Origin of the sequence: Streptococcus sp. IsoGale022 (assembly GCF_031142805.1) — a bacterium.
Lineage (GTDB): Bacteria > Bacillota > Bacilli > Lactobacillales > Streptococcaceae > Streptococcus > Streptococcus sanguinis_A.
This window is the reverse complement of the sequence record NZ_JAKZJI010000021.1, coordinates 20,089-45,347: the sequence shown is the minus strand read 5'-3', so window position 1 is coordinate 45,347 and position 25,259 is coordinate 20,089. Positions and strand designations below refer to the sequence as shown.

Below are 25,259 nucleotides of genomic sequence, written 5' to 3'. Positions count from 1 at the left end.
TATACTACTTCCTCCGAATCAAAAATGCTGCTCCAAGGCTAATAATAGCTAGAAAAGCTGCCAAATAAGGATTCAGCGGAAAGAGAATGACAATTAAAAGCAACAACAAAACAAGTGATGCAATTTTTACTATTTTCATAATATAACTCCTAAAACTTTTTCAAATAAAATTATATAAATATCTATAGAATTTGTCAAGCGGTTTCAAAGTGATGATTATAGCAAAAATCCCCCAGCAGCCTCCTGCTAGGGGATTGTCATTAGAACAAAGCTTGTTATCCAATCAAACTTCCATTTGGCACTTTCTCGTCCACGGTAAGGAGTGTCAGTTGGTCGCCATGCTCAGCTGATAGAATCATACCTTGGCTGATACGTCCCATCATTTTGCGCGGTTTGAGATTGGCTACGATTTGGACTTTCTTACCGACCAGCTCCTGCTCGTTTGGATAGTATTTAGCAATACCAGAGAGAATTTGGCGGTCCTCACCGTCTCCTGCATCTAAGCGGAACTGAAGCAGCTTATCAGAACCTTCAACTTTAGAAACCTCTTTGACTTCAGCAACTCGGATTTCCACCTTATCAAAGTCGTCAAACTTGATTTCCTTTCGGTTAAGTTTGAGCTCGATTTCCTCTGGCTTCCATTCTTTTTCAACCGCAGGTTTGTTTCCTTCCATTTGTTCTTTGATATAGGCAATTTCTTCTTCCATATCCAGACGCGGGAAGATTGGTGTCCCTTTCTCTACAACTGTCAAGCCTCCTGGGAGCTGGTCAATTGCTAGATTTTCCAGTGAAACCGCTTGAGGCAAGCCAAGTTGGCTGAGGACAGCCTTGCTGGTTTCCATCATGAATGGCTCAATCATATGGGCTACAACACGGAGGCTAGCTGCCAAGTGACTCATAACTGCTGCCAGTTCTTTGAGCTTAGCTTCATCCTTAGCCAGAACCCAAGGAGCTGTTTCATCGATATATTTATTAGTGCGGGAGATGAGCGTCCAGACTGCTTCCAGAGCACGTGGGTAGTCAACTGCATCCATGTGTTTGTAGTAGTCAGCGATGGATTCAGATGCCACCTGAGCCAGAGCTCTGTCAAAGTCTGTCACATTTTCTTCATAGGCTGGCACCTGACCGTCAAAGTACTTGTTAATCATAGAAACAGTACGGTTGAGCAAGTTGCCTAGGTCATTAGCTAACTCATAGTTGATACGACCTACATAGTCCTCAGGTGTGAATGTTCCATCAGATCCCACCGGAAGACTGCGCATGAGGTAATAACGCAGAGCATCCAAACCATAACGTTCTACCAGCATTTCCGGATAGACCACATTGCCCTTAGACTTGGACATCTTGCCATCCTTCATGACAAACCAACCGTGGGCAATCAAGCGGTCGGGCAGCTTAATATCCAGCATCATGAGCAGGATTGGCCAGTAGATAGAGTGGAAACGCAGAATGTCCTTGCCCACCATGTGGAAGACTGTTCCATTCCAGAATTTATCGTAGTTAGCATGATTATCCTGACCGTAGCCAAGTGCTGTCGCATAGTTGAGCAGAGCATCAATCCAGACATAGACAACGTGTTTAGGATTTGATGGCACAGGCACACCCCAAGTAAAGGTCGTCCGAGATACGGCCAAGTCTTCCAGACCCGGCTCTATAAAGTTTTTCAGCATTTCATTGAGACGTCCGTCCGGAGTAATGAAGTCTGGATGAGATTTGAAAAATTCTACCAAGCGGTCTTGGTATTTGCTGAGTCGGAGGAAGTAAGACTCTTCTGATACCCACTCCACTTCGTGTCCAGATGGCGCAATTCCGCCAGTTACTTTCCCATTTTCATCACGGAAGACTTCAGCCAGCTGGCTTTCAGTGAAAAACTCCTCATCAGATACAGAATACCAGCCTGAATATTCACCCAAGTAAATATCATCTTGAGCTAAGAGACGTTCAAAGACATCGGCTACAACCTTTTCATGGTAGTCATCGGTCGTCCGGATAAATTTATCATATGAAATGTCCAGCAGTTTCCAGAGTTCCTTGACTCCAACTGCCATACCATCGACATAAGCTTGTGGGCTGATACCAGCTTCCTCTGCCTTAGCCTGAATCTTCTGTCCATGCTCGTCAAGACCAGTCAGATAGAAAACATCGTAGCCCATGAGACGCTTGTAGCGAGCCAGAACATCACAGGCAATGGTCGTATAGGCAGACCCGATATGGAGTTTACCGCTCGGATAATAGATAGGGGTTGTAATATAAAACGATTGTTTTTCAGTCATTTTTTAATCCTTTCAAGGCTAATGAAACCTTTTTTAATAGCACTTCATTATATCATATTTTGTTAAGTTTGCGAAAAGACATTCATTAACAGTCAAATCAATTAAAAAACCTAGAAAATATTCTAGGTTTAATAGGTCACAACATTCAAGTTGCCGCTTTCATATTCTGCGATGAAGATATTAGAAATATCAGTGTAACCGTCTTTAGCCAGTCTCTCCACCAACCACTCTTCTGTTTTATCAATAGACTCTAAAATATCAATCTGGACAACACCATCTGTGATAAGGGGATATTTAGGATTCTCTTCACCAGCCTGTACAATAATCAGCTGGCCGTTTTGCTCTATAACCGCCCGTTTGACCTGCTTGAGCTGGAAAATACCTTGGCTGCGCAGCTTCAAAGCTACATCTGCTGCTGAAAGACCAACAGAACGGCAGGCTTCGGGACTCAATTTCCCATGCTGAATCAACGTTGTCGGCTTGCCATCAATCAAATGCTTAACCGCACGGACGTTGTTATTGAGCCACTTTAGGGTCAAGACCAAGATGGTCCACATGATGAGAATGACAGCATACTGAAGAATGTTAATGGAGCTATTATAAATCACCCCACCTATAATGCCACCAAGGACATAGTTTTGAATCTGGTCGATTGCTGAATTGGGCGCCAGATTACCTTTTCCCGTCACATTGATGACAAAAACCAGTGAGAAAAGCCCCAGCGCTAGCTTAATTAGGATTTCAAGAAAATTCAATGTCATTTTTCAACCTCCACTATTTCGATATCTGTCGTCTTATGCAAGTCAATTTTTTCAAGCAAATATTTATCCGGCTCACTTCCGCTCATAGCCCGATAAAAGTTCTTTCCGACCTTTAAAATCGCTCCATCAGTTGCGGCTGAAGTATTGACATAAACTTCCGACTTATCCACACCCAAGTCTTCTGAAATGACCTCAATGAAATGCAGAGAGGTTTGAAACTGGTTGTTAGAGTCTTGGTCAGTCTGAAAATTGCTAATGCCAATCAAGACCATAGCCACCAAGGCCAAAACAGAGATGATGGCTAGTTCCCGAAATTTTGAATCACGCTTATTGCGATAGGCCTTAAAAGCGAAAAATCCTGTCACAAGCAGCAGCAAGACAGAAAGCGCAACTGTCACCCAGTTTTGCTGGCTAATCTGACTCAAAACATAATCATAAGAATAGAATTTCATGGTTTCTTCCCTCTATTTTTCTAGAAACATTATAGAAAAATTTTCATTATTTTTCAAGCTTTCTTACAATCACTTTGCTATAAATCAGCCCTAAATTTTGTTATAATAAACTCAGGAAATTTTACTAGAAAAGGAAATTTTATGAAACTCATCTCTTGGAACATTGACTCTCTCAACGCTGCACTGACTAGTGATTCTGCCCGCGCTCAGCTCTCTCAAGCCGTCCTTCAAACCTTGCAAGCAGAAAATGCAGATATTATCGCCATTCAGGAAGCAAAACTGTCTGCAACAGGTCCGACTAAAAAGCACCTGGAGATTTTGACAAATCTTTTTCCTGACTATGAAAACACTTGGCGTTCCTCTCAAGAGCCGGCCCGCAAAGGCTATGCAGGAACCATGTTCCTCTACAAAAAAGAACTGACGCCAACCGTAACCTTCCCTGAAATCGGCGCCCCGTCAACCATGGATGTTGAAGGCCGCATCATTACGCTGGAATTTGACGACTTCTTCGTCACTCAGGTCTATACGCCCAATGCTGGCGATGGCCTCAAACGCTTGGATGACCGTCAAGTCTGGGATACCAAATACGCTGAATACTTGGCAAGACTAGATGGACAAAAACCAGTCCTCGCTACTGGCGACTACAATGTGGCCCACAAAGAAATCGACTTGGCCAATCCAGCCAGCAACCGCCGTTCACCAGGCTTTACCGACGAAGAACGTGCTGGCTTCACCAACCTGCTGGCTAAAGGCTTCACCGATACCTTCCGCCACTTACACGGCGATATCCCTAACCAATACACTTGGTGGGCGCAGCGCAGCAAGACTTCTAAAATCAACAATACAGGCTGGAGAATCGACTACTGGCTAACCAGCAACCGTGTTGCTGACAAGGTGACCAAGTCTGATATGATTGACTCCGGTGCGCGCCAAGACCACACACCCATTGTCATGGAGATTGAACTCTAAGGAGAAAACGAATGGACTATCAAGCTGTCATTCCTGAATTTGTGGTTTCAGACATCGAAAAATCACGCCACTTCTACTGCGACTTGCTGGGATTCTCTGTCCAATACGAGCGTCCAGAGGAGAAATTTCTCTTCCTCTCGCTTGAAGACTGCCAACTTATGCTAGAAGAAGGCAGCGCAGAAGAATTAGCCCAACTAACCTATCCTTTCGGGCGCGGTATCAATATTTCCTTTGGCATTGAGGATGTTCCTCAGCTCCACCAAAAACTGCTGGAAGCTGACTATCCCATCCATCGTCCCCTGACAAAAAGAGAATTTCGAGTGGGGAATAGCTTTATTTACCCTCATGAATTTGCGATTTTGGATCCTGATGGTTATTTTTTAAGATTTAGTGAATAATAAAGCGAAGTCATCAGACCTCGCTTTTTAAATGTCTTTAAAGTTATAGAGTTGCGGATAGTGTTCGCACTCGGGATTTTTAGGATGACAGATGGCCCGGCCAAAGTAAATCATGGCCTGATGAGCTGGCAACCAACGTTCCGGTGGAAGGACATCCATAACTCGCTTTTCTACTTCTAGTGGCGTTGCTGACTTTTTTACAATATCATGGTGCTTGCAAATGCGCTCCACATGGGTATCGACAGCAAAGGCTGGAATACCAAAGCCCACACTCATGACTACATTGGCCGTCTTGCGACCAACACCAGCAAGACTTTCCAATTCAGCCCGTGTTTGCGGGACTTGGCCATCAAAATCGTCCAAAAGTTGCTGGGCACATTTCTTCAAAAACTTGGCCTTATTGCGATAGAGCCCGAGGCGAGAGATGTATTTAGCAATGTCTGCTTCACCAGCCGCAGCCATGTCTTGAGGACTTGGATAGGCTTCAAATAAAGCCGGCGTTGCCTTATTGACCGCAGCATCTGTTGTCTGAGCCGACAGCATGACCGCTACTAAAAGCTCAAAATGATTACGAAAATCCAGACTGGGCTTGGCGTCAGGGAAGAGAGCGATAATCTCTTCAATCACATGACGAGCCCGTTTTTTTGATAAAACCATGATTCTTCTTTCTAAGATTGAGATAGATTTATTATATCATGAAAAGAAGAAGCATCCAAAAATCATGATTGAGAATGCAGCTGTTCTTAATACTTTACAAACCTAACTCTTCATACGCCTTTCGGTAGCCAATCTGCAAGATTTGGTTATCTCGAACCAAGAGCGGTCGCTTAATCAACATGCCGTCTGTAGCCAGTAAATCTGCAGCTTCCTGAGCAGACAAATGCGGAACTTTTTCTTTTAGACTCAGTTCACGGTATTTGAGACCGCTAGTATTGAAAAAAGCCTTGAGCTCAAAGTCCGAGTTCTGGATCCAGTCTAGGAGCTGGTCCCGGCTAGGTGTATTTTGGACAATATCCACCGCTTCAAAGTCCACTCCTAATTGATTGAGCTCAGCCTTGGCCTTACGGCATGTAGAGCATTTGGGGTATTCGATAAATTGTAACATTGTTTTTCCTCCGTCCCTATGATAGCCCAGCTAGCTCCTTCTTGTCAAGCCGAGACTCATTTAGAAAAGCCGATAAGCGAAAGACTCATCGGCTGGTACAGACGCATTCCATAAAGAAACACCTCTATTTTTCGATTATTTTTTAATTAAACGCACGCGCACAATATTGTCGCTATTTTCAAATTTATCAACCAGTTCCTGAATCTTGCTTTCATCCGACTCATCCAGATCCAACAAAGTATAGGCATAATCGCCTTTGGAACGATTAATGATATTGTCAATATTGATATTTAAATCACTGACTGCTGTTGAAATCCGAGCCACAATATTCGGTACATTTTTGTTAATCAGGGTAATCCGATAAGGTGCTGAGAGAGCCTGACGGACATTAGGGAAATTCACAGAGTTGATAATCTCTCCCGTTTCCATGAAGCGGCGGATAGTTTTCCCAGCCATAATAGCACAGTTTAGCTCAGCTTCTTCGGTCGAGCCGCCTAAGTGCGGAAAGACAGTAATCTGTGGATGACGGAGCAGTTCTTCTACACCAAAGTCTGTGATATAACGCTTGACTACACCAGCTTCTAAGGCATCAAAGAGGGCAGCATTGTCCACCAGCTCGCCACGGGCAAAGTTGATGAGGGTTGTTCCCTTTTGCATAAGACCAAAAGCAGCCTGATCAAAAGTGGCACGTGTATCCTCAGTCAGGGGCACGTGGATAGTAATATAATCACTCTTCTCAAAGATTTCCTTAATGTCTGCTACCCGCTTGACATGACTAGAGATATTCCAAGCCGTTTCAATGGATACATAAGGATCATAGCCCAGGACGTTCATCCCCAGACGATAGGCATCGTTGGCAATACGGCCGCCGATAGCTCCCAGCCCAATGACTCCTAGAGTCTTCTCTGAAATCTCTGTCCCAGCAAACTGTTTCTTACCAGCTTCTACTTGCTTGGGAACATCATCTCCAGAAAGGCCGTTAGCCCAACTGTTAGCTGCGATATAGTCACGGGCAGACAGGAGAATGGAAGCCAAGACCGCTTCTTTCACCGCATTGGCATTAGCTCCTGGCGTGTTGAAGACCACAATTCCCTGAGCTGTTGCCTGTTCGACCGGAATATTATTGGTTCCTGCACCTGCCCGCGCAATGGCTTTGAGCTTGCTCGGAAATTCCTGTCCATGCATATTTTGACTGCGCAGGATATAAGCATCCGGATTGTCAGACTTATCTCCGTCAATCTGAAAAGCATTGCCCAGCTCCTTGAGCCCGATTTGATTGATATTGTTAAAGGTTTTGACACTAAAGACCATAGATTCCCTCCCTTAAGAATTCTCTTCTTCAAATTTCTGCATAAAGGCAATCAAGTCCTTGACTCCTTGGAGCGGAAAGGCATTGTAGAGACTAGCTCTCATACCGCCTACACTGCGGTGCCCCTTGATATTCTTGAATCCCTCTGCTGCGGCCTCTTTGTTAAACTTGGCATCCAGCTCTGGAGTTGGTGATACAAAGGGAATATTGGCGACTGAGCGCTGCTCCTTATAACGGACTGGACTGCGGTAAAAGTCAGACTGCTCAATGAAGTCGTACAAAAGGCCCGATTTTTCACGGTTGAGCTTTTCCATTTCTGCTACGCCACCCAGCTCCTTGACCCACTCAAAGACCAGCTTGGCCATATAGATGGCGAAGGTCGGTGGTGTATTGTAAAGAGAGCCATTGTCCGCCTGAATGCGGTAATCCAACATGCTAGATAGAACTGGCTCATCATCCAGCAAGTCTTCTCGGATGATGACAACTATCACGCCGGCAGGTCCGATATTCTTCTGAGCCCCAGCATAAATCAAACCAAAATCCTCTACTCGGTACTGAGCAGCAAGGATATTAGAAGACATGTCCGCCACAATCGGTACGCCATTTGTTGCAGGCAGATCATAAATAGCCGTTCCTTCGATAGTATTATTGGTTGTCAGATGCACATAAGCCGCCTGCGGATCAATCTCCTTTTCATCAAAAGAAGGAATTTCTGTGTAATTTAAATCCTCTGACGAAGCCAAGAGAATAGGCTCAAAAGGAATAAACTTAGACAGCTTGACTGCCTCAGTGTAAGCTTTCTTTCCCCAAGATCCAGCCACTAGGTAATAGGCCTTGCCACCTTGAGCTAGATTAAGGGGAATCATGCTAAACTGGGTAGAAGCCCCACCCTGCAGAAATAGCACGCGGTAATTGTCCGGAATATCCATGAGCTCACGCAGCAAGTTCTCAGCTTCTTTTATAATATCGTCAAATTCCTTGGATCGGTGGGACAGCTCCATCACACTCATGCCACTTTGGGCATAGTCTAAAAACTCAGCCTGAGCTTTTTTCAAGACTTCCTTGGGCAATACTGCCGGTCCAGCAGAAAAATTGTAAATCGTCATATCCTACCTCCAAAATTTATTTTGTATATCATATCACAAAGTTTAGAAAATATCTATTTTATTTCAGAAATCAAGCACTTTTTTAGCCAATTCCCGAACATTGTTGAAATATAGATAAGCAAAACCAACTGTCTAATCCAGATAACAAAAAAATCCTGATTTTAAGTCAGGATTACTAAGTCTGAGGACATAGAAAAATTACAGATTTAATTTCGATAGAAAGTGTTTAATCAATTTTCATAACTTCCTATATCTTCCTCTTCCAATAAATTCTATCATCCCTTTATCTCTTAGCAATTGCAATTGTTGGCGAATCTTGTCCTTAATATGATGGTTGTTAGGGAAAATGAGTTTTAAGCTTTCTTCAAAAGAATACATATCTTCAAGCGTAAACTCTCTCTCCTTGATTTTATCCAAGCATTTGAGAATTTCCAGCAACCATCCCCTAGTAGCAAAAGATTGCTTTCTAAGAAATAAGGTCTCTCTAAATTCTTTATGTACTAGTTCAGGCTCTCTAATCTGACCATTTTTAACTAGAAATATTCTTCCCTTTGATGACACTTGTGACAAATCGATATTGCAGCCTACCCAACCCGCTCGTCTTGCAGTCGGACCAAGTGGCTTCCTCTTAATTATAGTGTCAACTGTTATAAATTGCTTGGGAAGGACTATAAAATTTTGAACTTCATAAGTTTCCGAATAGGTCAAAAAGAAAAAGTTTGGATTATTATCTGCTTGTACTCTCTCAACCATAGTTGCATAAGCACCGTCATTGATAATAGAAGAAAAATTTCCCTTCTTACTTTTTAGTTCAAATTCTTCTGAACAACTCTGGCAAAAGAAGTCTGCAACAGGGCGATTATTTTCAAAGTGTTTCAAAGGGGTTTTACCACAATTTGGGCAATAGCTATGACGAGCAACCCAATCTTCTGTCAAAACACGAGACTTTTGACTGTTGCTTTTATAATTTTTAATTAAAGCTAAGTTAAGCTGTAATTGCATAAGAACCTCGAAGTATGATAAACATCAACAAGCTACTATAAAAATTTGACAGCAGGGAGCATGATTAAACACATTTTTAAAGTCTTCAACTTTCTCTTAGTTCATGATAAACCGCATAGAGCTCGCTCTTGTTCCTGCCGTATTTCTTGGCCACTTCCTTGATGGCGAGATTTTTTTGCTGCCGGCTTCAACTAAAAGATCAATCTCAGCGAGTAATTGGTCCTGAGATATTTCTTGTGAAGCATTTTCTGCTGCCCCAGCTACAATCAAGAGACACTCTCCTTTAGGCGGATGTTCAGCCGTATAAGCTAACAATTCTGAAATCTGCCCTCGCTGATACTCCTCGTGAATCTTAGTCAGCTCACGCACCAAGACGACTTGGCGGTCACCATAAACTGCAAGCATGTTTTCCAGCGTAGCCCGAACCCGATGAGGCGATTCATAGAAAATCTGGGTCTCAGGATAGGATTTTTTGCTAGTGAAAAAATCCTTCTGCTGGCCAGCCTTTCTAGGTAGAAAACCATAGAAAATATGCGGTTGGGGAGCCAATCCGCTAGCAATCAAGGCTGTTATTCCAGCACTAGGACCAGGAATCGGCACTACAGTAATTCCAGCTTCTAGCGCTGCCTGAACCAAATCATGTCCAGGATCAGAAATGCTGGGCAGACCAGCATCTGAAACCTGGGCTATATCATTTCCTCTTTGAAGCATGTCCAAGAGAACTGGGATTTTCTCCTTGGCATTGTGCTCGTGAAAGCTGATCTGTTTAGTCTCAATCCCAAAATGCTTGAGCAGCAGGCCTGTGTTTCTCGTATCTTCAGCCGCAATCCTGTCAACCTCTTTCAGGGTATTGACCATACGGATACTCATATCATCCAGATTGCCAATAGGAGTCGCGACCAGATAAAGCATGCCGTAGGCAGTTTCGCCCTTAAAACTTTTTTGAACCTGCATCGCTACTCCCTAAATAACAATTCATCGCAGAACATGCACTCTGCGTCATTCTCCCGGCGCTGGCCATAGAAATCCGTACAGACATGAAAGCCGTCATAGTAAAGCTTGCGCAGATTATCCCGGTTTTTCTTGGTCTTGGTCGGAGCTTCCTTCTCCACCTCTCCCAAGCGCTCCCTCAGCTTGTCATTTTCCAGATGCAGAGCAATATTTTCCTCTACCACACTCTTGAGATTTTTCTTGACGGCCTCAACCTCAGCAAGGGTCACTAAAAGCGTCTGTGAAAAATCATCTAAGGCGTCAAATAAGTCTTTTTTATCCATTTTATACTCCTGTGCTGCCTCTTTTTACTTTCCCTTCAAAGTCATATATTCTAAAGCGTTTTGAAAAGATACATTGGCTCGCCACATCTTCCGAGCCAGCAAAAGCTGCTCCAAGGCTTGTCGACCATTTTCTGTTGCTATCTCTTTATAAAATAACACTTCCAAGAGCTTGAAGACCTGTTCCTGCTTATCCTTATCATCAGCCATCTTAGCCAGACGTGAAACCTGCAGAAATGCCTGACTGGAGCGAGTCTGAAAATCCTTGACAAAGCGCTCGCATTCGCTGACTAATTCAAAAAAGGCGTTATTATGAGCCAAGCTTTCCGCTTCTGACTGAGTCTGACTGTAGGCAGCTAGTAGCTCTGCTCGACTTTTAATCAAGCCATCCTGTTCCAAACTGTGCTGCAGAGCAGCTGTATTTTTCAAGAAATGATAAACCTGAGTCCGACTCCGAATCGTCGGCAGAATCAGCTGTTCATCAGCAGTCAGGAGAAAGACATAAATCTCGCTCTGTGGCTCCTCAATGACTTTGAGCAAGGAATTGGCTGCATTGACGTGCATCCGATCCGCATCGCAGATAATGAAAACCTGCCGACTGCCTTCTAAACCACTTTGAGAGAAGTTTCGGACCAGCTCCCGAACTCGGTCTGTTTTGATAATGTTATTAGCCGGTCGCACCACCGTCACATCAGAAAAATCTTCTTCTGCAATCAAACGGCAGGAACGACAGGACTGACAAGGCCAAACGCCTTGCTTATTCTCGCAAAAGAGACTCTGAGACAGGATTTGGGCCATTTCAAAACTGCCAAAAGCTCCGGTAAACAAGTAGGCATGACTAAGCCGCCCCTGTTCCAGAATATGCTGAAACTGCTCAAACAAGCTAGGCTGGCTTTGCTGTAAATCTTTTATCTTCATGACAGATTCCCAAATCGTTCCTGAATGATGGCCAAACTATCAGCCACCACCTTATCCAAAGGTTGGCTAGCATCCACCTTGACAAAGCGCTCGGGCTCCTTATCAAGAATCGCCAAATAGCCCTGTCGAACCCGCTGATGCAAGTCCAAACCTTCCAGATCAAGCCGATTCACCTCTCGACTCTCACTTCTAGCAATCCGCGCCAGCCCTTCTTCAACATCAATATCAAAATAGAGGGTCAAATCAGGCTTGAGTCCATCTGTCGCAAACTGATTGAGCCATTCAATATCAGATACATCCAGCCCTCGGCCGTAGCCTTGATAGGCCACCGAACTATCGATAAAACGGTCCATCAAGACAATATTTCCTTGCGCCAAAGCCGGCAAAACCCGCTCAGCCAAGTGCTGACGGCGGCTGGCAATGTACAGCAAGAGCTCAGTCTTTGCATCCATAGCCGTATGGCTAGGCTCCAAAATCACTTCGCGAATAGCCTCCGCAATCTGGACACCGCCCGGCTCCCGCGTCGTAATCAGACCAGTGCCATAATTTTTCAAAAAAGGAAGCAAGGCTTCCAACACACTCGACTTTCCAGCCCCTTCCGGACCTTCCAGCGAAATCAAAATACCATTTTTCATCTTTACCTTTAATCTCTAACTTCTAATTTCTTAATCTTTATAAGAAAATGCAGATGAGACTTGCTCTAAAGCTTGATATAAGCTACTTTTCAGAGTTCGTCCACATTGCTGAGCAGCCTGATAAGAGCCGACTCCGTCAACTCATTATTTTCATCCCACTCTTTTTTACCTAATGTTTATTTTACCAAAAAAAAAGCTAAAATCCCATCATAAGAAAAAACTTTAAATATTTTTTCAAAGTGTTTTACAAAGGCTAAATTTTTGGTAAAATATATTCAGAAGAAATTTCTAGAAAGAGATTTAGGAGGATCTTATGTTTAAATTAAAAAACGTACTGGCCATCATTTTTGGGGCTGGAATTTTTTCTTTTGCGATTCATTATTTGGTCATTCCCTTTCATTTGTATGAGGGTGGAGCAACGGGTCTGACCTTGATTACCTACTATCTATTTAAAATCCCTGTCTCAACGACCAACCTAGTGATTAACATTCCTCTCTTTATTATTGCATGGAAGCTACTGGGTTCGCGAACTCTCTACCTCAGCATTCTAGGAACTTTCTCTGTGTCTGCTTGGCTCAAGATTTTTGAAATCTTACCTGCTTCTAAACACCTGCAAGACTATTTTATCTCAGCTCTGGACGGCGATGTCTTACTAGCCTGTCTTGGAACGGGGATTATTATGGGGATTGGACTGGGCACCATCTTTAATGCCGGCGGAACAACTGGCGGTACCGACATTGTGGCCCGCATCTTCAATAAATACACCAGCATTTCCATGGGCAGACTCATGCTGACGGTTGACTTTGTAGTCATTACTTTGGTTCTCTTAGTCTTCAAAGACTTACGTATGGTATCTTACACCCTGATGTTTGTCTTTATCACCTCCCGCGTCATTGACCTGATTGCAGAAGGAGGTTTTGCTGGTAAGGGATTCCTTATTGTTACCAGTAAGCCGACAGAACTAGCTGAAGCTATCAATGACAAACTAGATCGTGGAGTGACCTACCTCAAGGGGCAAGGCTTCTATAGCAAGCAGGACCTGCAGATTGTCTACTGTGTTGTTTCCCGTAATGAAATGCAGCAAATGAAGAAACTCATTAACCAAGTCGATCCATTTGCCTTTACTACTATTACCGAAGCCCATGAGATTTTGGGCGAAGGCTTCACTTTAGATGCCAATAAACAACCTATTGTACGTTAAAAACCTCATCTAACGATGGGGCTTTTTTATGTTATTTATAAAGCTTTTGCAGCAGTATGTGTAATCTCAGCCAGCTGAATAGCATGCTCTTCAAATTTTTTCTTGAGAAGCTCCATGTCTATATCACCAGCTAACTGTACTTCAATGACGACTTTGCCATCCTTGCGTGGGATATTGACTGTATTGGAGATGTTGAGATTTTCTTCCACCAAAAGACGGATAATCTGCTCAAGAACCCCCACCTTATTCTCAGTGACAAAACGCAGCCGAACTCCCTCTTCGCCATAGCCAGATACTTCTAAGAAGGCCTTGAAAATATCACGATCCGTGATAACTCCGTAAAGCTGCTCATTGTCCACGACAGGCAGGATGCCAATCTTATTTTTCAGCATCAGATAGGTCGCATCTTCCAGACTGGCAAACTGAGAAATCGTGACCACATCACGAATCATAACATCACCAACCTTGGTTTTGTTGAGAAGATAGTTCATCTCATAAATGGACAGGCTCGTTGCCTTAGACGGACTAGCTTCTGCAATAGTTCCTTCTGTCACCAGTCCCACTAATTGGTCATTCTCAATCACCGGCAGACGGTGGAGCTTCTGCTCACGCATCATATCTGCCGCATGAGCAATCGTTGTATCTGGACTGATATAAACCACCTTACGCGTCATAAAATCTTTAACTGCCATAAAAGTTCCCTCTTCTTCCTATCCATAATTCTTATACTTATTATACTTTATTTTGCAGCTGATTTCAAACGCTTCCAAGTTCTTTGCCTAAGTTTTCAAAATTTAGAAAAATCCTACGATTGGAAAAATTGAAGATAGGAAATGCCTAGCTAAAATATTTTAAGCATCTAAGAGAAAAAAGTACAAAGGACCTTAAAGAGCGAAAACTCGCTCTCGCGAGTTCCCATCTGCAACCTGAAACAATCCCCTAGGCATCTTGACGAAAACCTTGTTTTCTTTAGCTGCAACTTAAAAAGGTCCACTGGACCTTTTCAAAATGTTAAGTTACTACCGTAACTTTCTATCAACAACCTAAAAATGTCTCCCAGACATTTTTAGCCACCTAGATATGCTTTGCGGACTTCGTCAGAAGCGAGGAGTTCTTGTCCAGTTCCAGATAGAACGATTTTACCTGTTTCAAGGACGTAACCACGGTCGGCAATAGAGAGAGCCTTGTTTGCATTTTGCTCAATCAAAAGAACAGTCGTTCCTTGTCGCTGAATATCTTGGATAATATCAAAGATTTCCTGGATAAAGATCGGCGCCAAGCCCATAGAAGGTTCATCCAGAAGCAAAAGCTTAGGCGTAGACATCAAAGCACGTCCCATAGCCAGCATCTGCTGCTCACCTCCTGAAAGGGTTGCAGCATCTTGGTTTTTACGCTCTTCCAAGCGTGGGAAACGAGAGAAGACCTTTTTGAGATTGGCTTGATTTTCTTCGCGGTTTGTTTTGAGAAAGGCACCCATTTCCAAATTCTCCAAAACGGTCAAACCTGGAAAGACATGACGGCCTTCTGGTACTTGCGAAAGTCCAGCTGCTACGATTTTTTGAGCAGGAACTTTTTGAATTTCATTGCCTACAAATTCAATTTTACCAGCACTTGGACGAACCAAGCCTGAAATAGTCCGGAGAATGGTCGTTTTCCCAGCGCCATTGGCACCAATCAGGGAAACGACTTCTCCTTCATTTACTTCAAAGCTGACATCACGAACAGCCTGAATCATGCCATAATGGACAGAGAGATTCTCAACTTTAAGCATGGACATTAGGCTTCACCTCCTAGATAAGCTTCAATAACACGTTTGTCATTCTTGATTTCATCAGGTGTTCCGTGCGCAATCAAGCGGCCGTACTCCAAAACATAGATTCGCTCAGTGACTTCCATTACCAGACTCATGTCATGCTCAATCAGCATGATGGTAATGTTAAATTCGTTTTTAATCCGTCGAATCAATGCAGTCAGCTCTGCTGTCTCCTGAGGGTTCATTCCTGCAGCTGGCTCATCCAAGAAGAGGATCTTTGGCTCTGTTGCCAAGGCTCGAACAATCTCCAAGCGGCGCTGCTGACCATAAGCTAAGTTCTTAGCCAAGGTTTCTGCTTCCTTGTCCAAGTCAAAAATTTTCAGCAACTCCAAAGCCTTGTCTTTGAGTTCTTCTTCGTTTTTGTAGTAAGCTGGCAGGCGGAAGAAGGAAGCCAACACATGAGCCTTATGATGATTACCAAAGGCAATCAAAACATTATCCAAAACACTAAGATCCTTAAAGAGCCGGATGTTCTGGAAGGTTCGCCCCAGACCTAAAGCAGCAATCTTGTAAGGAACCTTACCATTGAGCAAATGACCATCTAGTGTCACTGTCCCTTCACTCGGCTCATAAACGCCCGTTAAGAGATTGAAAAGAGTCGTTTTTCCTGCACCATTAGGGCCAATCAGACCAACCAGCTCCCCCTCGTTGAGTTCCAAGGTCACATCGCTGACAGCAGTCAGACCGCCAAAGTTTTTAGTTAGATTTTTTACATCAAGAAGTGCCATTATTCTTTGACCTCCTTATTCTTTTTGAAGAGCTTAGACAGGCTGAGCTCCCAAGTTCCTAAAAGTCCGCCTGGACGGAAAATCATGACCAAGATTAAAGCCAAAGAATAGACAATCATCCGAATGCTGGATACATCCTGCAGCAGCATATTGAGAATGCCCAATACTACTGCAGCTACAATGGTTCCAGTCATAGAGCCTAGACCACCAAAAACGACAATAATCAAGATATTGATAGTGTTGGTAAAGGAATAGTCCTTAGGAACAACTGAACCAACGAAGCCAGCTTGAAGAGAGCCAGCAATAGAAGCCGTGATAGCTCCCAAGACAAAGGCTGTCACCTTGATTCTAGTAGTATTAACTCCAACAGACTCAGCAGCAATCTCATCTTCACGGACAGACAGAGTACTGCGGCCAATAGGACTGCGCAGGAAATTCAAGGTCAAAATAGTTGTGATAACAACAAAGGCATAGACCATCTGCCAAGAAGTAAAGGGCGGAATGGATAGGATACCAGCTGCGCCATTAGTTAAAGTACCGCCATTAATAATCAGAATCCGGATAATCTCTGAGACACCAAGAGTCGCAATGGCTAAGTAGTCCCCTTTAAGACGTAGGGTCGGCAAACCAACTGCCAAAGCCACAATACCAGCAATGACAGCTCCCACCAGCATAGCAATAAAGAAAGCTCCATAAGTTGGCGATTTAGAGCCAATAATTGCTACAGCGTAGGCACCGATAGCCATAAAGCCAGCATGCCCAAGAGAGAATTGACCTGAGAATCCGACGATGAGATTGAGCCCCACAGCCAAAATAATATTAATTCCGATCTGCTCTAAGATTTGAATGTAAAAAGCATTGAGAACACCGGCACTAACCAATACTGTCATCAGCAGGTAGCCGATTAAGACAAGGCCAAGCCAGAAAATATTTACCTTTAAATTCTTTTTCATACCTTACACCTTCTCTTTCACATTTTTGCCTAGGATACCAGCTGGACGGATCAGAAGAATGACAATCAAAATCGCATAGACAATGGCATCGCGGAAATCAGATAATCCAAGCGCTGTCGCAAAAGTTTCCAAAAGACCAATAACAAAGCCACCAAGCGCTGCACCAGGAATGATTCCAATACCACCGAGAACGGCCGCTACAAAGGACTTAATACCTGGAGTCATCCCCATCAAAGGCTCTAATGAATTATAGTAGAGGGCAATTAGAACACCAGCAGCTCCTGCAAGAGCTGAACCCAAAGCAAATGTGAAACTGATCGTGCGATTGACATTGATTCCCATCAGCTGAGCAGCATCACTGTCTACAGATACAGCGCGCATAGCCTTACCCATCTTTGTCTTCTGCACGATGAACTGCAAAGCCACCATAAGGAAAATCGAAATTCCCAAAATCAGCAGCTGAATATTTGAGATAGAAATCGGCCCCAAGTTAAAGCGTACTGTTTTAATAACCTGCGGGAAGGAACGGGTATTGGCACCGACAAAGAAAATCATGCCATACTCTAGGAGAAAGGAGACCCCAATGGCTGTAATCAAAGCCGCAATCCGAGTCGAATTTCGCAGAGGACGATAGGCTAAAAACTCAATAACCACACCGAGAAGCGCCGTTAGAAACATCGCTAAAATAAGAGATAGGAAGAAATTTAACTTCCAGATATTTATCAAGTAATAACCTATAAAGGCACCTATCATATAGATATCGCCGTGGGCAAAGTTAATCAGCTTAATAATCCCATAAACCATGGTATAACCCAAAGCCAGAAGCGCATAAACACTACCCAGGATTAGACCGTTGACTAATTGTTGGAGCATTAGACACCACTCTTTCTATAATAAAATAAGGAATGGGACAAAAATCAGCAGACTAGGTCGTGATTTTATCATCCCACTCCCAAAATACGAATAATAGTTGATTGAGAAACGAAGAAGAATAGATTATAAAACAATACTCTTTCAATCCATAGATTCAGAAAGAAATCATTTACTAACTTGCTCAAGCAACTAAAAATAGAAAACAAGTCAAAGACTGGGATAGACCCAGCCTCATAACTCTTATTCCGCTTTAACTGTTTCTACAGTATCTACCTGACCGTCTTTCAAACCAATCATCAAAGCTGTTTTCACTGGATTGTGATCTTTATCAATCGTGATAGAACCAGTCACTCCATCGAAATCTTTAAGCTTAGCCAAGTTGTCTTTGATATCTACAGAAGTTTTAGCACCTTTGGCTGCTTCTGCTGCCATATAAACAGAGTCATATGCCAGAGCTGCAAACATAGATGGCTCTTCTTTGTACTTAGCTTTGTATGCTTCAATAAACTTCTTAGCTTTTTCTGACATTTCACCAGAAGTTGTAAAGCCAGATACATAGTAAACATTTGTAGCTGCAGCAGGAGTTGCTTGCTCAACGAACTTAGCATCACCAAAGCCATCAGGACCAACGATTGTTTGGTCAATACCCAAACCACGCGCTTGATTAACAATTTTACCAGCTTCTGTATAGTAACCTGGAACAACCAGAGCGTCAAATTCTTTGCCCTTAATCTTTGTCAAAGCAGCTTGGAAGTCTGTATCCTTGGATTGGAACGTTTCTGTTGCTACAATCTCACCCTTGAATTCCTTCTTGAAGGCATCCGCCATTCCTTTAGCGTAGTCGCTAGATTGGTCGTAGTAAAGAACGACTTTCTTAGCTTTCAAGTTGTCAGTGACATACTTAGAAATGATTTTACCTTGGTAGCTATCAATAAAGGTAGCACGGAAAAGATAATCTTGCTTGTTGGTCAGGTCATCCTGTGTCGCACTTGGTGTAATGATTGGTACACCCGCTTTAGCAGCATTTGCAGTAGCTGAAGCTGTAGCTCCAGAAGTCGCAGGACCAATGATTGCATTTACCTTGCTTTGGGTAACCAAGCTAGTAGTGATGGTAGATGCTTCAGCTGTTTCTGATTTGTTATCCTTATCAGTAACTTCAATCTTCTTGCCATCTACGCCACCAGCAGCGTTGATTTCATCAACTGCCAACTGAGCACCATGTTGTTCAGCTGTACCGTAGGCTGCTACTTCACCTGATTCTTCAAAGTTAAAACCAAATTTAATCGTATCGCCAATTTCTGTACCAGTTGCTGTTGAGTTGTTGTTAGATACTTCTCCACAAGCTGCGAGAAGGGCCGCACTAGCAAAAGCTACTAGGGATAGTGCAAATTTTTTCTTCATTCGGAAATCTCCTTAAGTGATTTGATTGATGATATAGTAAGAATATATCGAATTATCTGACAATTGTCAACCCTTTATAGAAATTTTATCAAATGATAACGTTTTCTTTCTCTCTATACAGGCTTCCAACAAAGTTTTGATCTAGTTCTTTTATGTGAGAAATCCGAACTTGCTTAACATAACGCTCCTTGGGCAGATTCTCCTGTAAGTTCTGGGCTTCCTCTTGCTTGACATAGAGATGCAGATAGCGATGCTTCTTAGAATGATAAATAATATCCCCAAAGTTAGCTAGCTTTTTGGCATCTCGATTATAGTAAAGATAGACAATCAAGCCCACTCTTTCTTCTCTCTCTATCATAAAACTCCTTTCCGGTCCATGTAGTTCTTAGATGATTATAGCAAAGATATATCAAAAAAACTAGCCCTGAAAAGCTTTATGATTAGCTTAAAACACCTGAACTTGCTAACTTATCAGATTCAAAGCAGCAAAAAAGGAGCCGCTTTTGGCTCCTCCTATGTTAGTTCAAATTGCTATTTTCCATGATTTCGTCAATAAAGCCGTATTCCAAGGTTTCTTGAGCACTCATCCAGTAGTCGCGTTCTGCATCCTTGTGGATTTGCTCAACAGACTTGCCAGAGTTCTCAGCCAAGATTTTTTCCAAGGTATTCCGAGTTCTAAGCAAGTGCTCAGCTACAATGGCCATATCCGTTTGCTGAGTGCCGCTTCCAGCTCCTCCCATTGGTTGGTGAATCAGATATTCTGCATTTGGCAGCATGAAGCGTTTGCCTTTGGCACCACTGGAAGCAATGACCGTTCCCATGCTGGCAGCTACACCCATAACAATGGTCTGAACATCAGACTTGATGAAGTTCATAGTGTCAACAATAGCCAGACCTGCTGAAACGGATCCACCCGGCGTATTTACATAGAGATAAATATCTTTAGTATTGTCCTGTGCATCCAAGAAAAGGAGCTGGGCAATGACTGAATTAGCCATATTATCCTCTACTGGACCAGTCAGCATGATAATCCGATCTTTTAATAGCCGAGAATAAATGTCATAGGAGCGCTCCCCTCGGCTGGTTTGTTCAATAACTACAGGAATCATAGTTTTCTCTCTTTCTCTTTTTAAAATTTTCTATCAAACTAGGGAATAGAATTTCAAATTACGGAACTATTATATCCTTTTGGTCAAAAAAGGTCAAATAGAAACTTTTACTTGGTTCCGAAAAGACGATCTCCTGCATCTCCCAGTCCTGGTACGATATAACCATGGTCATTGAGGTGGTCATCCAGAGCAGCTGTGAAAATATCAACATCTGGATGAGCTTCCTGCAAGGCTTTTACTCCTTCAGGTGCAGAAACCAAACACACAAATGTAATGTGGCTAGCACCACGTTTCTTGAGAGAATCCACAGCCAAGATCGCAGAACCACCCGTAGCTAGCATTGGATCTACAACAAAAATCTGACGTTGGTCAATATCTTCTGGTAGCTTGACCAGATATTCAACCGGCTTCAAGGTTTCCTCATCACGGTACATTCCGATATGGCCGACCTTAGCTGCTGGAACCAAGCTCAGAAGTCCATCCACCATGCCAATACCAGCCCGCAGGATTGGTACAATAGCTAATTTCTTCCCTGCAATCTGCTTTTGGACTGTTTTAGTAATCGGTGTTTCAATTTCTACATCTTCAAGTGGTAAATCGCGCAAGACCTCATATCCCATCAGCATTGCGATTTCATCAACTAATTCACGAAATGCCTTGGTAGAGGTATCTGTACGACGCAAGATAGACAATTTATGCTGAATAAGCGGATGAGCAATAACTTCAAGTTTTCCCATGATTGGATTTCCTTCTTTCAATTTATTCTTCTTATTATATCAAAAAAAGAGTGAAAAGGCTTGCTATAAGCAAACCTTTTCAACGATTTTCTGCACTTTACTTCCGTAGACTATAACACATGATATAAAGGTATTTGAGAAATAAATCAAAAAAGTTTTTGATTTATTTTGGCAATACCTCTGCAATACGGGAGCAGATTTCTTCAACCATCGTCTCTGGAGCAGCAACATTTAAGCGGGCATGATCTTTACCTTCTGGGCCAAAATCACTTCCTCGATTCAGGACGACCTTAGCCTCTTCTCGCAGCAGCTGGAAGAGCTGGTCATCTGTCATGCCATAATCTGAAAAGTCCAGCCAAATCAGATAGGTTCCTTGAGGCTTCATGACCCGCAAACGCGGCGCTTCCTTGGCAAAATAATCAACCACAAAATTCACATTCTTCTCCAGAACTTCCTTGAGCTCCATCAACCAAGACCAACCGTAACGATAGGCTGCTTCAGTCGCTAAAAATCCAAGACCAGGAATTTCATGCTGGTTATTGGCCAGCTGGCGTTTTTTAAATCGTTGCCGCAAGTCAGGATTCTCAATCACTGCATAGGAATTTTTAGTCCCAGCAATATTAAAAGTCTTAGTCGCACTGGCTAAAATCAAGCTAAAGTCCTTAAAGTCAGGCGAAACAGTATTGAAAGACTGATGTTCATGGCCAAACAGCGTCAAGTCTTGATGGATTTCGTCTGAGACCAGGAGGACGCCGTACTTTTGGCAGAGGCGGCCAATTTTCTCTAACACTTCCCGTTCCCAAACTCGACCTCCGGGATTGTGCGGATTGCATAGAACATAAATCTTGACTTCATTATCTGCAATGTCACGCTCCAACTGCTCAAAGTCAATCTGAAAAAGACCGTCCTGCTCTATCAAAGAATTGGTAATGAGCTTTCGATTATTGAGCTTAACACTGCGGGCAAAAGGTGGGTAAACAGGAGTGTTGATGAGAACGGCATCGCCTTCCTCTGTAAAGGCTTGAATAGCCGTCGAAATAGCAGGAACAACCCCTTCAATAAATACCAAGGCTTCCCGATCAAAGGTATAGTCGTGCTCATCCCTCTCCCAATTTAGAACGGAATTGATTAGCTCCTCACTAGCATAGGTATAGCCATAGACTAGCTGATTAGCGTAATCATGAACGGCTTGCTGGATTTCAGGCAGGACTTCAAAGTCCATATCTGCAATCCAGGCTGGCAGGACTTCTTTGTCCTTCTCCGCTTCTTTCCATTTATAAGTATGATGCCCTACACGACAAGGGGCTTTTTCAAAATTATATCTTCCCATATTATTCATTCTCCAAGGCTGCACGTAAATCGTCTACCAAATCTTGACTATCCTCAATTCCAATCGACAGGCGCAGCAAATCATCAGTCAAGCCATAAGAATGACGCACCTCCACCGGAATGTCTGCATGAGTCTGGGTCGTCGGATAGGTAATCAAGCTCTCTACTCCGCCCAAACTTTCCGCAAAAGTGAAGACTTTAAGACTATTTAGAAGATGAGGGATCTTTTCTTCATCTACAATCTTAAAGGAAATCATACCACCCTTGCCTGGATAGAGAACCTCTTTTACCGCAGGAGATTGCTTCAGAAAAGCGACCACTTCTTGTGCATTCTGAGTAGAACGCTCCATACGGAGAGCCAATGTCTTGAGACCGCGCAGAAGCAGATAGCTGTCAAAAGGAGACAGGACTGGCCCAGTTGTATTGAGGTTATAGAATAGCTTGTCATAGATAGCAGCGTCATTGGTCATGATGGCTCCAGCTAAAACGTCATTGTGTCCACCCAGATACTTGGTCGCAGAGTGTAGAACAATATCAGCTCCATCCTCCAGCGGTTTTTGATAAATGGGACTGTAAAAGGTATTGTCCACAATGACAGCTGCTCCTCGCTCGTGAGCCGCTTGGGAAATGCGGGCAATGTCAAACTCTACCATAAGAGGATTGGTCGGTGTCTCGATATAGACAATATCTATATCCTCTGTCAGATTATTCAGTAGTTCTTCTTCTGTATTAGCATAGGTAAAGGCAAAGCGTCCTTCCGCTTCAGCCTGGGCAAACCAGCGGAAAGAGCCGCCATAGAGATCCCGAACAGCCAAAACCTTACTGCCGACTGGAAAGGCACTAAAGGCCAGCACAATAGCCGACATTCCAGAGCTAGTCGCTAGGGCATAATTTGCACTTTCGATAGCAGCCAGAGTCTCTTCCAAGCTAACCCGCGTTGGATTCTTGGTCCGAGTATAGTCATAACCGGTTGACTGGCCAAACTCAGGGTGCTGGTAGGTCGTTGAAAAATGCAGGGGTGTTGTTAAGGCACCGGTTGCTTCATCTGTTTTAACCCCAGCCTGAGCCAGTAGTGTATTTAATTTTACGTCCTTACTCATATTAACCTTCCAATCCTTCGCTAATATTTCACCCTCTATTGTAACATCTTTTGAAAACATTTATCTTTTTTCTTTTCAAGAGCTAGTTATAGTTTGAAACTATAATGTTAATGTTTTAGAAAAACAAAGCTAAAAATTAAAAAGCCTAGCGGCTTTTTAATAGATATGAAAGCGTCGACGGAGACTGGCTGCTTTTGAGCCGATAAAGCGATCCATAAGGCGAACTTTGAGCGCCAGACCACCATAGACAGCGAGGCCAATGCCGCCAATCAGAGCTATATAGACAAAGCTGGAAATCCGTCCGCTAGGATGGAGAAAGAGGCCAATGAGCAGCTCTGCTACCAAGACAAAGATGGTCATCAGAACCGTCAGAATCACTGATAGAAGACTCCGTTTAAAGAGGTTCTTAGGATTCAGACCTGTTACCTTGCGAATTTCCTGATACATGAGCAGGATTGGGATAATCAGACCAATTGTCGTCGCAAGAAGAGGTCCATAAGCTTTGAAAATATAAATCAATGGCACTTGCAGCACCAACTTCACTCCTACTCCATAGAGGAAGTAGATAATCGCCTTTCTATTCTGGAAGAGGGCCTGAATCATCGGAGCTAACACCGTATATAGACTGAGGATAATGGTCTGCAGCATAGCAAAAATGAAAAGTCCCAGTGCTAAGCTATCTGGCTTGCCATAGAAAACGGTATACAGAGGTTCCGCTACCAAAACAGCACCAATGGTTGCTGGCAAGATAAAGAAAATCAGCATGCTGAGATTATCCTGCACTAAGCGGGCAGCCGAGCGGAAATCACCTTTGACATAGTTCTCGGTCAAGAGAGGAATCCCAACACCGCCGATCGAGGTAGCCACTGCAATCAAAATCATGGTGACTTTATTAGGATTGGCTGAGAAATAGGCAAACTGAACCAAGAGCTCGGACCTGCTGTGCTTACTAATCCAACTCATGACATGGATAAAGGTAGCTTGGTCAATAATCTGAAAAAGCTGAATGGCAGATCCTGTAATAATGAAAGGAATGGCTTCACGAATGGTATCCCAAAGGAGAGCACGGCCATTAATCTCTGTAGCATTCGATGGCTTATGAAGGATGGAAGTCAGCATTCCTGTCTTCCAAAGATAGAAGGCCAAGACAGCCATACTAGCCAGCATACCGATAAAAGCGGCAAAAGTTGATTGGGTAACCGCTTCTACATAGTTGCCAGAACCGATTTTCATGATGAAAAAGGCTGTCAGCAGCATCCAGATAACCCGAATGACCTGCTCCGCAATCTGACTGATGGCATAAGGCTTGAGATTGTTAAAACCTTGGAAAAAACCTCGGATAACACTCATCGATGGGAATATCAAAACAGCCCAGGACAGACTCTGCATAACAGGCACCAAGTCCGCTCCGCCCCCTGACATAGAAGCGAAAACTGGTGAAAGCAGGTACATCATCACCGCAAAGATAGCTCCCAAAAGCAACATAAACTTGAGAAACTCTCGAATCAGAGTGAAGCTATGCTCTTCCTTGTCAATGGTATTGTACTTAGCTACCTGCTTGGCCACTGCCACTGGCACGCCGGCTGTCGAAATCAGTAAAAACCAAGCATAGATATTGTAGCCCATAGTAAAAAGGCCGTTGGCCTCGGCGCCGTGCTTGCCCATCCAGATATACCAAGGAATGATATAGATGGCACCCAGAAGACGACTGATAAAATTGCTGGCAGTTAACCAGGCAGTTCCCCGCAGCATCTGCTGCTGCTGGCTTGTTGTTTCTTGGCTCATAGAAAACCTCTTCTATTTATTCTTCTTTTAT

The 25,259-nt window shown here is 43.3% G+C and carries 27 protein-coding genes and 1 pseudogene; 3 read left to right on the top strand and 25 right to left on the bottom strand.

What is annotated here, in order from left to right; translation table 11 throughout:
- Positions 1–4: 4 nt before the first annotated feature.
- The 4 genes from RG608_RS10260 to RG608_RS10245 all read right to left on the bottom strand — a co-directional run bounded on the left by RG608_RS10260 (position 5) and on the right by RG608_RS10245 (position 3,486).
- The gene (locus tag RG608_RS10260; RefSeq protein ID WP_002899817.1) at positions 5–139 is read right to left on the bottom strand and encodes a hypothetical protein; all 135 of its coding nucleotides are present in this window, start codon (positions 137–139) and stop codon (positions 5–7) included.
- A gap of 136 nt (positions 140–275) precedes the next feature.
- Positions 276–2,273, bottom strand: coding sequence for a methionine--tRNA ligase (gene metG, locus RG608_RS10255; RefSeq protein WP_268687187.1), 1,998 nt, complete (start codon positions 2,271–2,273; stop codon positions 276–278).
- 128 nt (positions 2,274–2,401) lie between these two features.
- Positions 2,402–3,034 carry a DUF421 domain-containing protein gene (locus RG608_RS10250; RefSeq protein WP_002909170.1) on the bottom strand — a complete coding sequence of 211 codons (633 nt, stop codon included), beginning with the start codon at positions 3,032–3,034 and terminating at the stop codon, positions 2,402–2,404.
- Positions 3,031–3,486, bottom strand: coding sequence for a DUF3290 family protein (locus tag RG608_RS10245; RefSeq protein WP_002897090.1), 456 nt, complete (start codon positions 3,484–3,486; stop codon positions 3,031–3,033). Before RG608_RS10245 ends, RG608_RS10250 begins: the two co-directional genes overlap by 4 nt.
- Positions 3,487–3,627: 141 nt before the next feature.
- On the opposite strand from RG608_RS10245, the gene RG608_RS10240 reads away from it, so the two are divergent.
- Both RG608_RS10240 and RG608_RS10235 read left to right on the top strand, forming a co-directional pair.
- Positions 3,628–4,455, top strand: a complete 828-nt coding sequence (locus RG608_RS10240) for an exodeoxyribonuclease III (RefSeq protein WP_308946941.1) — start codon at positions 3,628–3,630, stop codon at positions 4,453–4,455.
- 11 nt (positions 4,456–4,466) lie between these two features.
- Positions 4,467–4,853: a VOC family protein gene (locus RG608_RS10235; protein ID WP_268687189.1), complete on the top strand. Its 387-nt coding sequence runs from the start codon at positions 4,467–4,469 to the stop codon at positions 4,851–4,853.
- Positions 4,854–4,880: 27 nt separating this feature from the next.
- Here RG608_RS10235 and nth read toward each other — a convergent pair whose 3' ends face one another.
- From nth to tmk, 9 genes and pseudogenes are all read right to left on the bottom strand, one after another.
- Positions 4,881–5,510 (bottom strand): endonuclease III, encoded by a 630-nt coding sequence (nth, locus tag RG608_RS10230; protein ID WP_061585660.1) that lies wholly within the window; start codon positions 5,508–5,510, stop codon positions 4,881–4,883.
- Between the two features lie 94 nt (positions 5,511–5,604).
- Positions 5,605–5,958 carry an arsenate reductase family protein gene (locus RG608_RS10225; RefSeq protein ID WP_268687190.1) on the bottom strand — a complete coding sequence of 118 codons (354 nt, stop codon included), beginning with the start codon at positions 5,956–5,958 and terminating at the stop codon, positions 5,605–5,607.
- A gap of 135 nt (positions 5,959–6,093) precedes the next feature.
- Positions 6,094–7,269 carry a 3-phosphoglycerate dehydrogenase family protein gene (locus RG608_RS10220; protein WP_268687191.1) on the bottom strand — a complete coding sequence of 392 codons (1,176 nt, stop codon included), beginning with the start codon at positions 7,267–7,269 and terminating at the stop codon, positions 6,094–6,096.
- 12 nt (positions 7,270–7,281) lie between these two features.
- A complete protein-coding gene (gene serC / locus RG608_RS10215) occupies positions 7,282–8,373 on the bottom strand; it encodes a 3-phosphoserine/phosphohydroxythreonine transaminase (RefSeq protein WP_268687192.1) in 1,092 nt (363 codons plus the stop codon).
- 237 nt (positions 8,374–8,610) lie between these two features.
- A complete protein-coding gene (locus tag RG608_RS10210; protein ID WP_268687193.1) occupies positions 8,611–9,375 on the bottom strand; it encodes a DpnI domain-containing protein in 765 nt (254 codons plus the stop codon).
- 85 nt (positions 9,376–9,460) lie between these two features.
- Positions 9,461–10,329, bottom strand: a pseudogene (rsmI, locus tag RG608_RS10205) (16S rRNA (cytidine(1402)-2'-O)-methyltransferase).
- A 2-nt stretch (positions 10,330–10,331) separates the two neighbouring features.
- Positions 10,332–10,649, bottom strand: a complete 318-nt coding sequence (gene yabA, locus RG608_RS10200; protein ID WP_002894690.1) for a DNA replication initiation control protein YabA — start codon at positions 10,647–10,649, stop codon at positions 10,332–10,334.
- A gap of 24 nt (positions 10,650–10,673) precedes the next feature.
- Positions 10,674–11,564: a DNA polymerase III subunit delta' gene (locus tag RG608_RS10195; protein ID WP_268687195.1), complete on the bottom strand. Its 891-nt coding sequence runs from the start codon at positions 11,562–11,564 to the stop codon at positions 10,674–10,676.
- Positions 11,561–12,199, bottom strand: a complete 639-nt coding sequence (tmk, locus tag RG608_RS10190; protein ID WP_268687196.1) for a dTMP kinase — start codon at positions 12,197–12,199, stop codon at positions 11,561–11,563. The genes RG608_RS10195 and tmk overlap by 4 nt, the downstream gene beginning before the upstream one ends.
- A 313-nt stretch (positions 12,200–12,512) precedes the next feature.
- Between tmk and RG608_RS10185 the strand changes: the two genes are divergently transcribed.
- Complete coding sequence (locus RG608_RS10185) at positions 12,513–13,400, top strand: YitT family protein (protein ID WP_223321441.1); 888 nt, start codon at positions 12,513–12,515, stop codon at positions 13,398–13,400.
- A 35-nt stretch (positions 13,401–13,435) separates the two neighbouring features.
- On the opposite strand, the gene RG608_RS10180 is transcribed toward RG608_RS10185, so the two are convergent.
- The 12 genes from RG608_RS10180 to RG608_RS10125 all read right to left on the bottom strand — a co-directional run bounded on the left by RG608_RS10180 (position 13,436) and on the right by RG608_RS10125 (position 25,228).
- Entirely contained in the window at positions 13,436–14,092 is a 657-nt protein-coding gene (locus RG608_RS10180; protein ID WP_176798564.1) for a CBS domain-containing protein, read from the bottom strand.
- Between the two features lie 374 nt (positions 14,093–14,466).
- Positions 14,467–15,177: an ABC transporter ATP-binding protein gene (locus tag RG608_RS10175; protein ID WP_002894681.1), complete on the bottom strand. Its 711-nt coding sequence runs from the start codon at positions 15,175–15,177 to the stop codon at positions 14,467–14,469.
- Entirely contained in the window at positions 15,177–15,941 is a 765-nt protein-coding gene (locus RG608_RS10170) for an ABC transporter ATP-binding protein (protein WP_002920617.1), read from the bottom strand. The genes RG608_RS10175 and RG608_RS10170 overlap by 1 nt, the downstream gene beginning before the upstream one ends.
- The gene (locus RG608_RS10165) at positions 15,941–16,894 is read right to left on the bottom strand and encodes a branched-chain amino acid ABC transporter permease (RefSeq protein WP_268687197.1); all 954 of its coding nucleotides are present in this window, start codon (positions 16,892–16,894) and stop codon (positions 15,941–15,943) included. The genes RG608_RS10170 and RG608_RS10165 overlap by 1 nt, the downstream gene beginning before the upstream one ends.
- A 3-nt stretch (positions 16,895–16,897) precedes the next feature.
- Positions 16,898–17,767, bottom strand: a complete 870-nt coding sequence (locus tag RG608_RS10160; RefSeq protein ID WP_268687198.1) for a branched-chain amino acid ABC transporter permease — start codon at positions 17,765–17,767, stop codon at positions 16,898–16,900.
- A 240-nt stretch (positions 17,768–18,007) separates the two neighbouring features.
- Complete coding sequence (locus RG608_RS10155; RefSeq protein WP_072074399.1) at positions 18,008–19,168, bottom strand: ABC transporter substrate-binding protein; 1,161 nt, start codon at positions 19,166–19,168, stop codon at positions 18,008–18,010.
- 88 nt (positions 19,169–19,256) lie between these two features.
- A complete protein-coding gene (locus tag RG608_RS10150; RefSeq protein ID WP_268687199.1) occupies positions 19,257–19,526 on the bottom strand; it encodes a YlbG family protein in 270 nt (89 codons plus the stop codon).
- A gap of 160 nt (positions 19,527–19,686) precedes the next feature.
- Positions 19,687–20,304: an ATP-dependent Clp protease proteolytic subunit gene (locus RG608_RS10145; protein ID WP_260467856.1), complete on the bottom strand. Its 618-nt coding sequence runs from the start codon at positions 20,302–20,304 to the stop codon at positions 19,687–19,689.
- 80 nt (positions 20,305–20,384) lie between these two features.
- Positions 20,385–21,014, bottom strand: coding sequence for a uracil phosphoribosyltransferase (upp, locus tag RG608_RS10140; RefSeq protein ID WP_002894672.1), 630 nt, complete (start codon positions 21,012–21,014; stop codon positions 20,385–20,387).
- A gap of 163 nt (positions 21,015–21,177) precedes the next feature.
- Positions 21,178–22,344, bottom strand: a complete 1,167-nt coding sequence (locus RG608_RS10135; RefSeq protein ID WP_268687200.1) for a MalY/PatB family protein — start codon at positions 22,342–22,344, stop codon at positions 21,178–21,180.
- Between the two features lies 1 nt (position 22,345).
- Positions 22,346–23,443 carry a cystathionine gamma-synthase gene (locus tag RG608_RS10130; RefSeq protein WP_268687201.1) on the bottom strand — a complete coding sequence of 366 codons (1,098 nt, stop codon included), beginning with the start codon at positions 23,441–23,443 and terminating at the stop codon, positions 22,346–22,348.
- Between the two features lie 156 nt (positions 23,444–23,599).
- Positions 23,600–25,228, bottom strand: coding sequence for a polysaccharide biosynthesis protein (locus RG608_RS10125; protein WP_268687202.1), 1,629 nt, complete (start codon positions 25,226–25,228; stop codon positions 23,600–23,602).
- Between the last annotated feature and the right edge of the window lie 31 nt (positions 25,229–25,259).